Annotated in this window: 15 protein-coding genes; 2 read left to right on the top strand and 13 right to left on the bottom strand. The window is 73.1% G+C overall.

The annotated features are described in order from the left end of the window. Positions 1-109: 109 nt before the first annotated feature. Entirely contained in the window at positions 110-574 is a 465-nt protein-coding gene (locus V1634_RS27690) for a hypothetical protein (RefSeq protein WP_331209036.1), read from the top strand. Between the two features lie 51 nt (positions 575-625). On the opposite strand, the gene V1634_RS27685 is transcribed toward V1634_RS27690, so the two are convergent. The 7 genes from V1634_RS27685 to V1634_RS27655 form a co-directional block, all read right to left on the bottom strand. After that, entirely contained in the window at positions 626-838 is a 213-nt protein-coding gene (locus V1634_RS27685; protein WP_331209037.1) for a ferredoxin, read from the bottom strand. Positions 839-846: 8 nt separating this feature from the next. Continuing rightward, positions 847-2,022: a cytochrome P450 gene (locus tag V1634_RS27680; protein ID WP_331209038.1), complete on the bottom strand. Its 1,176-nt coding sequence runs from the start codon at positions 2,020-2,022 to the stop codon at positions 847-849. A gap of 113 nt (positions 2,023-2,135) precedes the next feature. Beyond that, positions 2,136-3,110 carry an NAD(P)-dependent alcohol dehydrogenase gene (locus tag V1634_RS27675; protein ID WP_331209039.1) on the bottom strand — a complete coding sequence of 325 codons (975 nt, stop codon included), beginning with the start codon at positions 3,108-3,110 and terminating at the stop codon, positions 2,136-2,138. After that, positions 3,107-3,340: a helix-turn-helix transcriptional regulator gene (locus V1634_RS27670; RefSeq protein WP_331209040.1), complete on the bottom strand. Its 234-nt coding sequence runs from the start codon at positions 3,338-3,340 to the stop codon at positions 3,107-3,109. Before V1634_RS27670 ends, V1634_RS27675 begins: the two co-directional genes overlap by 4 nt. A 2-nt stretch (positions 3,341-3,342) precedes the next feature. Continuing rightward, a complete protein-coding gene (locus V1634_RS27665; RefSeq protein ID WP_331209041.1) occupies positions 3,343-3,762 on the bottom strand; it encodes a hypothetical protein in 420 nt (139 codons plus the stop codon). A 216-nt stretch (positions 3,763-3,978) separates the two neighbouring features. Then, positions 3,979-4,548: a GNAT family N-acetyltransferase gene (locus tag V1634_RS27660; protein WP_331209042.1), complete on the bottom strand. Its 570-nt coding sequence runs from the start codon at positions 4,546-4,548 to the stop codon at positions 3,979-3,981. A gap of 88 nt (positions 4,549-4,636) precedes the next feature. Continuing rightward, positions 4,637-5,476 (bottom strand): FkbM family methyltransferase, encoded by an 840-nt coding sequence (locus tag V1634_RS27655; protein WP_331209043.1) that lies wholly within the window; start codon positions 5,474-5,476, stop codon positions 4,637-4,639. 191 nt (positions 5,477-5,667) lie between these two features. Here V1634_RS27655 and nhaA point away from each other — a divergent pair, with 191 nt between their 5' ends. Next, positions 5,668-6,981: a Na+/H+ antiporter NhaA gene (nhaA, locus tag V1634_RS27650; RefSeq protein WP_331209044.1), complete on the top strand. Its 1,314-nt coding sequence runs from the start codon at positions 5,668-5,670 to the stop codon at positions 6,979-6,981. Between the two features lie 64 nt (positions 6,982-7,045). Here the strand turns inward: nhaA and V1634_RS27645 are convergent, their stop codons facing one another. The 6 genes from V1634_RS27645 to V1634_RS27620 all read right to left on the bottom strand — a co-directional run bounded on the left by V1634_RS27645 (position 7,046) and on the right by V1634_RS27620 (position 13,029). Further along, positions 7,046-8,065, bottom strand: coding sequence for a nucleotidyl transferase AbiEii/AbiGii toxin family protein (locus V1634_RS27645; RefSeq protein WP_331209045.1), 1,020 nt, complete (start codon positions 8,063-8,065; stop codon positions 7,046-7,048). A gap of 102 nt (positions 8,066-8,167) precedes the next feature. After that, entirely contained in the window at positions 8,168-8,560 is a 393-nt protein-coding gene (locus V1634_RS27640) for a DUF4180 domain-containing protein (RefSeq protein WP_331209046.1), read from the bottom strand. Continuing rightward, entirely contained in the window at positions 8,553-9,008 is a 456-nt protein-coding gene (locus V1634_RS27635; protein ID WP_331209047.1) for a helix-turn-helix domain-containing protein, read from the bottom strand. The genes V1634_RS27640 and V1634_RS27635 overlap by 8 nt, the downstream gene beginning before the upstream one ends. Positions 9,009-9,102: 94 nt before the next feature. After that, positions 9,103-10,020 carry a tetratricopeptide repeat protein gene (locus V1634_RS27630; protein WP_331209048.1) on the bottom strand — a complete coding sequence of 306 codons (918 nt, stop codon included), beginning with the start codon at positions 10,018-10,020 and terminating at the stop codon, positions 9,103-9,105. Then, entirely contained in the window at positions 10,017-12,500 is a 2,484-nt protein-coding gene (locus tag V1634_RS27625) for an Hsp70 family protein (RefSeq protein ID WP_331209049.1), read from the bottom strand. Before V1634_RS27625 ends, V1634_RS27630 begins: the two co-directional genes overlap by 4 nt. After that, positions 12,493-13,029 (bottom strand): hypothetical protein, encoded by a 537-nt coding sequence (locus V1634_RS27620; RefSeq protein WP_331209050.1) that lies wholly within the window; start codon positions 13,027-13,029, stop codon positions 12,493-12,495. Before V1634_RS27620 ends, V1634_RS27625 begins: the two co-directional genes overlap by 8 nt. Positions 13,030-13,031 lie beyond the last annotated feature (2 nt).

Below are 13,031 nucleotides of genomic sequence, written 5' to 3'. Positions count from 1 at the left end.
AGGTCTACCCGAGATCCCTTCCGGTCCGGCCGCATGTCTTGCCGTCGGCCGGGAACCGCACACGCACCGGACGACCGGGCGGGACGACTCGGCAGCGAGGGTGGTGGGGATGGGCGCGAAGAGGCGACCGGCGGACCAGGATCCGGGCGGACAGCTCCGGCCGGCCGACGCCGACGGCGGTCAGGCGGCCCCGGACGGGCAAAACCGTGGACCGCAGTCGGTCGGACCGTGGGGGACCACCGGCGGTACGGAGGATCGGGACGCGCCGTGGGGCGCGGCCGAGGACTCGCCGCTGGACGAGGGAAGCGAGGAGGCCGGCCTGCCACCCGCGCGACGTGCCGAACGGCGGGCCGACGCGCAGCCGCCCCAACCGTGGCCGCAGGGGGCGGGCAGACACGGGTTCGGTTCGGTCGAGCCGAGCCGTACCCCGGAAGCGGGACCCGGTGGCGCACCCTCCGACCCCGGGCCGGGCCGCCGGTTCTTTCCCGACGACACCGCGCTCGACGACCTCCGCAACAACCCGCTGGAGGAGGAGACCGGCATGCACTCCGAGGGCGTCAGCCGGCACGAGTAGCGCGACCCCGGCCGCACCCCCGCCCGGCCGCCCCGGGGACCGGAGGAGGGGTCAGGGCGTCGGGCCGGGCTCGGTGAGGGTCAGGGCCTGGCTGGGGCAGATCCGGACCGCTTCGTGTACCCGGCGGACCGTTTCGGCGTCCTCGGGTGCGGCACGGAGGATGATCACGGTGCCGTCGTCGTCGCTCTGGTCGAAGACGGCGGGTTCGGTGAGTACGCACTGGCCGGCACCGACGCAACGCTCCAGGTCGGCTGTTATCCGCATCCCGCCGCCTACCAGGTGACCGGGAGCGAGTGCAGGCCGTAGACGGTGGAGTCGTCCTTGAAGGACAGCTCGTCGACCGGCACGGCCAGCTTGAGGTCGGGAATGCGGGCGAAGAGACTGTCGAAGACGATCTGGAGTTCGACCCTGGCGAGGTTCTGCCCCAGGCACTGGTGGGCACCGAAGCCGAACGCGATGTGGTGGCGGGCGGCGCGGTCGATGTCGAAGGTGTCGCCGTCGGTGAACGCCGCCGGGTCCCGGTTCGCCGCGTTGGCGAGCGTGACGACGCCCTCGCCGGCCCGGATGAGCACCCCGCCGATCTCGACATCCTCGACGGCGATCCGCGAGGTGACGTACTCGGCGATCGTGAAGTACCGGAGCAGTTCCTCGACGACCTGCGGTGTGACGGCCGGGTCCCGTTTCAGCGCGGCCAGCGCCTCCGGCCGCTCCAGCAGGGTCATCGTGCCGAGCGAGATCATGTTTCCGGTGGTCTCGTGCCCGGCGAGCAGCAGCAGGAAGCCTAGGCCCGCCAGGTCCTCGTGATCGGCTCCCCTGCCGAGCTGCCGGCTGAGCAGGTCGTCACCGGGTGTCTTCGCCTTCTCCGCGATCAGCGTGGCCATGTATTCGCGGATCTCCTGGGCGGCGGCGAAACGTTCCTGCGCCGGGGCCGACCGGAGCAGCAGGTTCGCCGAGCGGCTCTGGAAGAAGTCGTGGTCGGCGTAGGGCACGCCGAGCAGCTCGCAGATGACCAGCGACGGTACCGGCAGAGCCAGCGTCGACACGAGGTCGGTCGGGCGCGGCCCGGCGAGGATGGCGTCGAGGCAGTCGTCGACGATCTGCTGGATGCGCGGGCGCAGCGCGTTCATCCGCTTGATGGTGAACTCACCGACGACGGCGCGACGGGCCGTGCCGTGCTCCGGCGGGTCGAGCTCGATCAGCACCGGCCGTTGATTGGCACGCTGCTGTCCGGGGGACTGCAACGGATAGCCGTCGCGTTGCCGGTCGGAGCTGAACCGTGGGTCGGTGAGCATGGCGCGGATGTCTTCGAGCCGGCTCAGCGCCCATGCCGTCGAGCCGTCCGGCAGGGTCACCCGGGCCACCGGCTCCTGCTGTTGCAACCGCAGGTGTTCGGCGGGTGGCGCGTACGGGCAGGTGCGCTTCAGGGGGAGTATCGGAGAAGCGGTCATCGTGTCCTCTCCCATCGCAAAGGATGATCAAGCAGACGAACTTCCTCCGCCGCAGCGAGCGTACCGTGATCCGTGGGGCCGCTGTCCACCGTGGTGGGTACGGCCCCACGGTCTCAACCGGCCGGGCCCATGGTGACGACGATGTTGCCGTACTTGCCACGGTCCAGGTGGCGGTGCGCCTGCGCGATCCGCTCCAAGGGATAGCGGTCCGCGATGACCGGCCGGAGCGCGCCGGCCTCGGCCAGCTCCCGCACCAGCAGCAGGTCGCGGGTCTTCTCCGCCGCCTTCCGCAGCCCGGTGAACGAGACGACCGCCTTCCGCCGGCCGAACGCGGCCGTCCACGGTGTCAGGAGCAGCAGGCTCGGCGACGGTACCGGGCTGAGGTAGCGTCCGGCCGGGTTGAGTATCCGGCGGCAGCGCCCGAACGTACTGGTGCCGGCCACGTCGAAGACGACGTCGTAGGTCTGGCCGGTGCGGGTGAAGTCCTCCCTGGTGTAGTCGAGCACCGTCTCGGCGCCGAGTTCGCGTACCAGGTCGAGGTGGGGTGTGCTGCACACCCCGGTGACCCGGGCGCCGAAGTGTCTGCCGAGTTGCACGGCGGTGCTCCCGACGCTCCCGGAGGCGCCGTTGACCAGGATCGTCTGGCCGGAGCGCAGCCGGGCCCGGTCGCGCAGGAACGCCAGCGCGGTGCCGTCGATCAGCGCGACCGCCTCGGCGAAGTCGAGGTTGGCCGGCTTGGGTGCGAGGGCGCCGTCCTGGCGGACGCGGACGTATTCGGCGTGCGCGCCGAAGTCCGGCCCGGTGACCCCGACCACCTCGTCGCCGACCCGCAGCCGGGTCACGCCCGCCCCGACCGCCGAGACCACACCGGCGAAGTCGGATCCCAGCACGTTCCACCTCGGGCGGCGGAGCCCGAAGAAGAGCCGGGCGTAGCCCGGTGAGCCGCGCCGGGCGGTACCGTCGGTCACGCCGAGCGTCGCGGCGCGGACCTGGACGACGACGTCCTGGTCGCCGGGGACGGGGGTCGGGACCTCCTCGACCCGGACCACGTCCGGTGGGCCGTACGTCCGGTACACCGCTGCTCTCATGGCTGCTCTCCTCCGGAGTCGGGGTACTGGAACACCTCGTCGAGCGGCACCGCGAAGACCCGGGCGATCTGGAACGCCATCTCCAGTGACGGCGAGTATCTGCCCTGCTCGATCGCGATGATCGTCTGGCGGGTCACCCCGATCCGCTCGGCGAGCTGGGCCTGCGTCATCTCGCCGGCGGCGAAGCGCAGGGCGCGGATCGAGTTGGTGACCCTGGTGGGCTTGACCACGGCTAGATACCCCTGCGGTAGGCGCGGAGCTTGACCACGGATCCGACCACCGAGGAGGCGACGAAGCCGAGATAGAGCACGTTCGCGATCCAGAAGTGCTCGGCCTCGAAGAGCGCCAGGCCGAGTGCCCCGAGCGCGGCGGTCATCAGCAGCCGCTGTCCCACGCGTTCACCGAACCAGTGGATCTCCCTGTCCCGGACGTCGCCGGAGTGGCTGTCGCTGGGGCGGGCGATCTCGACCGCGATGCGGGCCACGATCGACGCGACGATCGAGACGCCGATGGCCAGCAGCAGGGCCGGCACGTATGCCACCGCTGCCACGGGCGTGCCGGCCAGCCGGCCCAGGACGACCGCGAGATAGCCGAGGTAGACGGTGACGCCGACCGTCAGGGCCACCCAGGTGCCCTTTTCCTCGTACGACATGGTTGCCGCCTTCGAGAGGTAAAGAATTCTTGACACAGCGAAGAGTAAAGAGCCGTAGACATCATGTCAAGTTTTCTAGACACGGTGCGGCCCGGCGTCCCGATGGCGTGCTGCTCTGGTGGGCGTGGCCTGCGGGCCTTGGCCTACGGGCCTTGGCCTACGGGCCTTGGCCTGCGGAGCCGCCCGGCCCGACCGCACCGCTGCCGGCGCGGCGCCTCAGCGCGGTAGCGGCCGGTTGGTGTAGACCGTGATGCCGTAACCGGTGCCCTGCCGGATCCAGCCCACCGCGTCGTAGAAGGCGGTGGCGCCGGCGACCTGCGGAACGGTCAGCAGCCACGCCGGCCGGTCCTCGGTGAGCGCGGCCAGCAGGCGCCGGCCGAGTCCGGCCCGCCGGGCCGCCGGACGTACGGCCAGCTCGGCGACCTCCAGCCAGCCGGAGAGCGCCTCCGTGGCCGGCCCGAGGAGCCGGCGTACCTGCCCGTAGGCGCGGTCGGCGGGGAACGGGTGCCCAGTGGTGAACCCGAGCGCGAAGGCGGGAACCGTCCCGTCGTCGGCACCGGATCCGGCGGGTCCGGCGTCGTCGGCCAGGACGGCGACGAAGCCCGGCTGCCCGGCCCACTCGGCCAGCAGTTCGCCGAACCGGGCGGCCCGCTCGGGAGAGTCGTTCCACGGCGGCGCGCAGAACACCGCCGCGTACGTCTCGACCAGCCGGTCACGCAGCACCAGCGCCTCCGGCCCGGTCAACCGGCGCAGTACCGGGGTGCCGGTCGGCTCCCGGCCGGTCATGCGGCCGGCCGGTGAAGTTCGGCGCTCCGGGGCGGATTCGTCGCGGCGTAGCGGCGGTCCGGGCCCGAGGCGTCCATGATCCGGCAGCCTACCCGCCGTCGGTGGCGCCCTCGGCCCGGCCGGCCCACGGATCCGCCGCCCGACCGGGTGCGCGGGAGTGGTTTCGCGCGGTCCCGGCCGGGGTCAGCCGGGCGTAGACGTCGCCGGACCGGCCCAGCGGGCGGAAGCGGTCGAGCAGGCTCACCAGGCCGGAGGCGTCCAGCCAGCGCTCGCTGGCGAACCGCATCGTCTCGACCGGCGAGTAGTTGTAGCGGTACCCGCCGACGGGCGCACCCAGGTCGTCCACGATGTCCAGTGCGGTGAGTGCGGCGTCGTGCGCCGACGGAAGGTACTCGAACGACAGCGCGGCCAGCGGTCGGCCGAGTCCGGCGAGGACGTTCGCCTCGAAGCCCTCGACGTCGATCTTGCAGAACGCCGGTACGCCGTACGCCCCGATGAGTTCGTCGAGGGTGGTCACCTCCACCTGCACCGCCCGGTCCCATCTCACCCGCGCGAAGCCGCGGTCCGTGGCCACCGACCGGATCCAGTCGGCCGACATCGTCGACACCGTCGGGGTGGCGGTGGAGAGCGCCATCGTCGCCCGACCGGATCGAGCGCCGAGCGCCGCCGGGACGATGGTGACGTCGTGGTCCCGGCGGAACGCCCAGCGCAGCAGGCGTAGACAGTCCGGCTGTGGTTCGACGGCGACGACCCGGGCGCCCAGCCGCCGCCAGATCCGCACCCGGCCGCCCACGTGCGCGCCGATGTCGAACCCGACGTCTCCCGGGCGCAGGAACTGCCCGTAGAGTCGCGCGGCCCGGCGCTGGGTGGCCGGCCGGCAGTGGTAGAGCAGCAGGGACCGGGCGATACCTCTGGCCCGGATGAACATGTTTTCAACCTAGCAGCGGCAATTGTCCCTCCGCTTCCGTTCGGCGGTGCCGGACAGCTCCGGTTCAGGCGCTCGACGGAGGTGGAACCCGTATCCGGCTGGGGCGATGATCGCGCGTTCGGTAGGGTGGGAGCCGGTGTGCCGGGAAGTCTGGTCGGCGGTTCATTCGTCGACCCACCGGAGGCACACTGATGGCCACCCCCGGCAGCCGCATGCCGAACCTCTTCTCCCGGGGCAGTTGGCCCGAGGTTCGGCGCATCGGTGACATCCTGCGTGCCGAGACCGTCGGTGGGGTGTTGCTGCTGGCCGCCGCCGTAGTCGCGCTGGCCTGGGCGAACTCGCCGTGGTCCGGGGCGTACCGGTCGCTCGGTGACCTCAAGGTCGGCCCCGCCGCCCTGCACCTGGACCTCTCCCTGGCGACCTGGGCGGCCGACGGCCTGCTGGCGATCTTCTTCTTCGTCGCCGGGTTGGAACTCAAGCGCGAGTTCGTCGCCGGGGACCTTCGGGAACCCCGCCGGGCGGTGCTGCCCGTCGCGGCCGCCGTCGGCGGCATGGCGGTGCCGGCCCTGATCTACGCCGCGTTCAACCTCCGCACCGGGGACGGGGCGCTGGCGGGTTGGGCGATCCCGACCGCCACCGACATCGCGTTCGCGCTCGCCGTACTGAGCGTGATCAACACCCACCTGCCGGCCGCGATGCGGACGTTCCTGCTGACCCTCGCGGTCGTCGACGACCTGCTGGCGATCATGATCATCGCGTTCTTCTACACCAGCGCCCTGCACCTCGGCTGGCTGCTCCTGGCACTGGTCCCGCTGGTGCTGTTCGGCCTGCTGGTCCAGCGACGGGTCCGGTCCTGGTGGCTGCTGCTCCCGCTCGCGGCGGTGACCTGGGCGCTGGTGCACGCCTCCGGAGTGCACGCCACGGTCGCCGGGGTGGCGCTCGCCTTCACCGTACCGGTGTCGCGGCGCAAGCCGGGGCCCGGACCGGGGCTGGCCGAGCACTTCGAGCACCGGTTCCGGCCACTCTCCGCCGGGATCGCGGTGCCGGTCTTCGCGTTCTTCGCCGCCGGGGTGTCGGTGGTCGGCGCGGGTGGTCTGGGTGCCTCCCTCACCGACTCGGTCGCCGTCGGGGTGGTGGTCGGGCTGGTCGTGGGCAAGGGCGTCGGGGTCTTCGGCGCGACCTGGCTGGTGCAGCGGTTCACCCGGGCCAGGCTCGCCGAGGGGCTGAGCTGGTGGGACGTGTTCGGGCTGGCGCTGCTGGCCGGGATCGGCTTCACCGTGTCGTTGCTGATCGGCGAGCTGGCGTTCGGCGCCGGCACTGAGCGCGACGACCACACCAAGATCGGCGTACTGCTCGGCTCACTCATCTCGGCGCTGCTGGCCGCGGTCGTGCTCCGCGCCCGCAACCGGCACTACCAGCGGCTCCGCACGGTGGAGGAGCACGACGGCGACGGCGACGGGGTGCCGGACGTCTACCAGGAGAAGGACCAGAGCCCCCGGGGATGATCCGGGCCCGCCGCTCCACCCCGGCCGGGACGTGCGACCCTCGACGCCGCAACCCGAGCGCCGGCTACGGCGGCAGGTCCGGTGCCAGCGCGGCGGCCAGCCGGTCGAGCCAGGGCGTCGGGTCGACCCCGGCCGGCGGATGCCGGTCGGCCAGGTCGGACCAGTCCACGGCCCAGCCCCGGACCGCCGCCGGTCGCAGCAGCTCCGGGTCGGGGATCCGGCGCAGCACAGTACGGAGCAGCCGGGCCGAGAGTCTCACCTCGGGCAGCTCGGCGAGCAGCACCGCGTCGTAGAGGTCCTTTCCGGCGCAGTGCCCGTCGGTCGCCTGGTCGGTGCAGAGCCACTGGAGTTTCCAGCCGAGCGAGAGCTGTGGCGTCGCCGCCCACAGCACCGTCGGCGGGTCGGTGCCGTCCTGCCGGGGCACCGCGAGCAGTCGGGGTGGCTCGGGCAGCCGCTCGTCGTACGCGAAATCGAGCCGGACCGTGCCGGCGAGCGCGTCGCCGGCCCGCCAGGGCACGACGAGCCGGCTTCCCCCGCCGCCCTCCCCGGCGGGGTCGCGGTAACCGGAGTCGTACGAGTAGCCCCAGGTGCTGTCCTCGACGATGCCGTCCGGGTCGACCCGGAGGTCGCCGACGGCCGTGGGATGCCGGCGCAGCAGTTCGACGACGTCCCGGTGCGGGCTCGGCAGCAGCGCGGTCTCGGCGGCCTCGACCCAGTGCAGCCCCTCCGGCGGCAGCCGCGCCGGCAGCCCGCCGGTGTCGAAGTCCTCGAACATCCAGGGCTCGTCCCGGGGCACCCCGTGCACCGCCTCCGGCCAGAGCCGGACCGGGTCGAGGCGGTCGAGGTAGGGGTGCGGGTGCAGGTCGTCCAGCGGGACCGGTGCGCCGGGCCGCACCACCCAGTCGAGGTCGCCCGGCTCGCGTGCCCGGTCACCGACCCAGGACCGCATCGTCATGCTGCCGCGCAGCACCAGGGCGTCGCCGCAGGGTGCCGCCGCGACCAGCGCGAGTATGTGGTCGAGCACGGCAAGCCGGGCCGCCCGCTCGTCGGTCAGCCCGGGGCCGGCCCCCGCAGGGCTGTTCACGCCGGGCAGGCTACCGGGCCGGTGCGACGCCTACCGCCCGCCCGTCCAGGTCCGCCGGCTCCGCCCGGGAGCGTCGGGCCGAAACCGGCGGGTGCGGACCGGTCAGGCCGGTCGGCGGTGCGGCCGCTCGGCCAGGGCGCGGAGCCGGTCGTCGAGGGCGTCGAGATCCGGTACGAACCAGATGTGGTCGGCCCGGTTCGACTCCTCGACCAGGGCGCGCAGCGCGGAACTGGTCGCGAGGGGCCCGGAGATGTCGCCGACCACCGCCAGCCGCAGCCGGTAGTTGACGAACTTCTGCATGACCTCACCGGCGAAGCGGGTGCCGAGGGTGAAGAAGCTCGGGTCGAGCCGGCTCGCCGGCACCGCCACCACCGTGGCGCCGAGGAAGGCCGCGCCGATCAGGTCCAGCGCGTCCTGCTCGGTGCTGATCGGCGGGCCGGCCGGGTCGCAGACCAGCACCGACTCGCCGGCTCGGTCCTGGATCTCGTCAGGCATCCGACACCTCCCCGCTGAGCAGGCCGTTGTCGCCGTGCAGTACGGCGTCGAGCAGGCGCAGCAGCTCGGCGGTGGCGGCGGCGTCGCCGAGTATCACGATCTTCATCCGGTCTCGTTCCTCGTCGTGGACGATCTGCACCCGCAGCGGATGCCCGGGAGCGTGGTTGGTGTTCGCCCCGGCGAGCAGGAGGGTGCCGAGCCGGTCGACTCCGGACCGGTCGATGCCGTCGACCTGCACGATGCTCGACACCTCGACCGTGGCGCGGCCGGCGGGCCGGGCCGGGCCGGCGCCGCCGGTCAACGCGTCGAGGTCGGCCCGGGCGATCCGGTACTGCTTGCCGATCCGTACCGCCCGGAGCCGGCCGGAGCGGATGTAGCCGCGTACGGTCCGGACGTGCAGGCCGAGCCGCTCGGCCACCTGCTCGACCGAGTACATCTCCTCACTCATCGGCACCTAACCTACCCTCGATAGGGAGTGATAGGGAAGTTTGTTGCCGACGTCACCTCTGCGAGTTGACCCCGGTCGAGCGGAGACGCCTCGATCATGCGGGGGTGAGGACGAGGCTCGCGGTGCGGTTGCGGGCCGGTTCGCGGAACGGGCCCTGCGACTGGTCGGCGGAGCGCAGGGTGAACGCGGTCAGTGGCAGGTCGCCGGCCTCCGCCAGCTCCCGCGCCGCGACCCGGGCCCGGCTCAGTGCCGTACCCGAGCCGCCGCTGGTGCGTCCGCCCGGCACCGGCACGCTGTGCCCGACCACGGTCACGGCCACGTCGAGGTCGGGCAGGCGGCGGCCGACGTCGGCGAGCACGTCGGCGCCGTTCGCGGTCAGCCAGGCGTCGCGGCTGAACAGACCCCTCCGGAAGTAGACCTCCACCGCATCCGGCCGGCGCTTCACCACGACGCCGGGCAGGGTGACGCCGCGCGCTATCGCGTCGAGCCGGGCGGCCAACGCCCGAGCGGCCGCCGCCTGCTCCGCCTCGATCTGCGCGAGCCGGCCCTGCAACTCCGCGGCACGGCGCCGCTCCGCGTCCAGCGCCGCCGCGTCCGGCGTCGGGGTGGTCACGGACGCGGCCGGCCTGGCGGGCGGCGACGCTGACAGCGACGGGAGCACGACCACGGTACCGGCGACGACCGCGACCACCACCGCGCCGGCCGCCGCGAGGCGCACCGGCGGAGCGACCGGGCGTGCCCGGCGGTCACCGGCGAGGATGGCGGCGACCGCCCGCCGGCCGGCGGCGGCGCCCTCGTGGCCCGGGTCGATCGCCTGGACCGCCGCCCAGCACTCGTCCGCCTCCCGCCAGCGCCCCTGCTGGGCACGGATCCGGGCGAGCAGGTCGAGGACGGCCGGCTCGTCGCCGTCCAACGCGACCAGAGCCTCGGCGGCACCGTCCAGATCGCCGCGCCGAGCCGCGGCCGTGGCCCGGCTCAGCGCCAGGTCGGTGCTCAGGGCCGGCGCGGTCACCGGCCGACCAGCCCGATGATCTTCGGCTGCTCGTCGCGCGGCAGCAGCCGGACCAGCCGCGAGTTGACCGCGTCGAGCGCGCGCTCGTCGCCAGCGGCCAGCGCCTCCTTGCCCTCCCGGACGAGCCCGCGGGCCTCACCGGACGGCTGCATCCGGCCCTGCTGCTCGCAGAGCGCGTAGAAGAGGCGTACCGACCAGCCCGGCTGCCGCCGTTCCAGCTCGATGAGGAACTCGGTGACCCGCTCGGTCTCCGCCTTGATCCGCGCCGAGCTGCCGCTCTCGATGGCCTCGTTCGCGCGCTGCTCGAACTCGGCCAGCGCCGACCGGTCGGCGGGGTGCCCCACCTCGGACACCAGCCGACCCGTCTCGGCGAGCAGGTCACGCAGCTCCCGTACCAGCGCCGGCCGGTCGGCCGCCTCCTCGATGTCGTCGAGCTGCGCCTGCACCTCACGTAGCCGGTCCTCGGCGGTGGCGGCCGCGCCCGCGTCCACGCCGGCGGCCCGGACCTGTTCCCGCGCGGTGGTCAGCGTGCCCTCGTCGTCGAGCCGCGCAAGCTGGTCGCGCACCTCCGGTACGTCCGACGCGCGCGACTCCCGCAGCGCGGCCATCCGCTGCTCGGCCTCGGCCAGCGCGGTCGCGAGTTCGGCCGGCTGTGGCGTGCGGACCTCGTCGAGGTTGATCTCCGCCTCGAACTGGGCCTGGATCAGCGGCACGTCGGCGACCACGGTGACCAGGCTGGAGGTGTCCACCTCGAACGTCACCTCGACCTCGGCTCCGGCCGGCAGGTCGATCCGCACGTCCAGCGGGCGGATCTCCAGCATGCCGACCGGCCGGTTGCGGTCGGCGCGGTCCCGTTCGCCCTGCACCACCGGGATCCGGACCACCGCCTCGGTGTCCGAGCGGCGCAGCGCGGCGGCGGTACGGAACACGTCGCGCGCCCGGGTCGGCAGCGTCGCGCCCTTGCGCAGCAGCGGCGCGAACGCCCGGTCGGCGAGCTGGATGCCGAGCGAGTGGGTCAGCCGGGCACCGCCGAACTCGACATCCCGGTGCGTGATGGAGAGCGAGTCGGGGGACACCTGCTGCGGCACGCCGGACCCGTCGGTGAGTTCCACCGTGAACCGCGACGTCCGATGCGGATCCACCGCGACCTCGGTCAGGAAGGCGCCCTCGGCGTTCAGCTCGACCCGTCCGGTGCGGAACGGCGGCTGCCCGTCCGGGTTGCGCAGCGTCACGCCGTACCCGGTCCAGTCCATCGGTGCGGCGGCGTGCACCTTGCCGGCGACCACCGGCGTGGTGGTCGTGACGCTCGGCTCGTACGCGAGTTGCAGGGCGAACTCGCCGGCTGCCGGTTGGAACGACGGTGGGTCGGGGCGCCGGACGGTACTGGCGAAGATGGCGGCACCCCGGGCGACCACGGTGGTCGGATCGAGGCTGGTGTCGAGCACGATGCCGAGACCGTCGCGGCTGTCGGCGAGGCGCTCCCGCAGACCGGGCGCGAGGGTGGTGCCGCCGACGAGCAGCAGTCGGTCGATGTCGCCCGCGTCCAGTCCGCCGTCGGCGAGCGCGCTGCGGCACAGGTTCATCGCCCGGGCGTAGAACGGCTCGGCGACCCGGTCGAGCTCGTCCCGGCGGAGCGTGTACTCGAACGTCTCGATGTCACCTCCGACCGTCAGTTCCACCACCAGCTCGATCGCGTTCCGGCGGGAAAGCTCAATCTTGCCCTCCTCGGCGAGCCACTTCAGCTTGGCGAAGTGCACGCGCCACTCGGGGTTGTCGCGGCGGAAGTCGGCGAAGCCGAACTCGGCCGCGGCGGCGGGGGCCAGGACCCGCTCCACCACCGCCCAGTCGATGAGCTTGCCGCCGAGGTACGGGTCACCGGCGTGGTTCAGCACCCGCAGGTCGCCGTCACGCTTGCTCACCACGGCCGCGTCGAACGTGCCGCCGCCGAAGTCGAACACCATCCAGTACGCCCGGTCGTCGGCGTCGTGGAAGCCGTACGCGAAGGCCGCCGCGGTGGGCTCCTGGACGAGCGGGCAGGCGGCGCTGAGCCCGGCGAGCGCCGCCGCCTCCAGGGTCGCCTTGTTCTGGTTGAGCGAGAAGGCGGCCGGCACGGTGATGACCGCCGCCTCCGGTGGGCTGCCGCTGTGGTGCGCGGCGTCCGCCCGCAGCGACTTGAGCACCTCGGCGGAGAGCTGCGGCGGCGTCAGCGTCGTGCCGGCCCGGCCGAACCGCTTGCCGGCGTCGGCCAGTCCCATCTCCAGCTTGAATTCGGCGGTCGCGTTCTCCGGGTCGCTCTGCACCCGCTCGCGCGCCCGGCGCCCGACGTGCACCACACCGGGCTTCGGAATCCACACCGCCGAGGGCGTGATGTCCCAGCCGTCGTTGTTCTTGATGACGGCGACGCCGCCGTCCTCCTCCACCACCGCGATCGCGCTGTTGGTGGTGCCGAGGTCGATGCCGAAGTCGATGGTGTCACGCATGGTCGTTCCCTCCGTCAACGGGCTGGGTGGGGGTGCCGACGATGACCTGCCCCACCTGGATGAGCCGCCCGTGCAGATAGACGGACGGCCGTACGGTCTCGATGACTGTCTCGGCGGTCAGGGCGGGGTTCTCCTGGTACACCAGGACTTCGAGTTCCCGCCCCGCGTCGAAGACGTCGTCGTCGTGGTCCTGGACGACCAGGCCGGCGTCGGCCAGCGCCTCGGTGGAGGTACGCAGGTAGCGGCCGGCCTGCCGGTCCCGGGGCGACGGCCGCTCGCCGGTCGCGGCGAGCTTCCGCTGGGCCCGCCACAGGTTCGTCACGGCTGTCGCCAGGGCCGCCTCGTCCGGCTGGGCGGGCGGCGCTTCCTTCTCGGCCGGCGACGCTTCCTTCTCGGCCGGCTTCGCGTCCCGGACCGCAGTCAGCAGCTCCTCCAGGCGGGCCCGCTGCGCCTCCGTCCACATCGGAGGCGGGATCCGGAACTCCCGATGGTGCCGGCGCTGGCGAAACTCCTCGCGCAGTCTGGTCATGC

It is taken from the genome of Plantactinospora veratri (assembly GCF_036421995.1).
Classification (GTDB): domain Bacteria; phylum Actinomycetota; class Actinomycetes; order Mycobacteriales; family Micromonosporaceae; genus Plantactinospora; species Plantactinospora veratri.
This window is presented reverse-complemented; position numbering and strand designations above follow the sequence as displayed.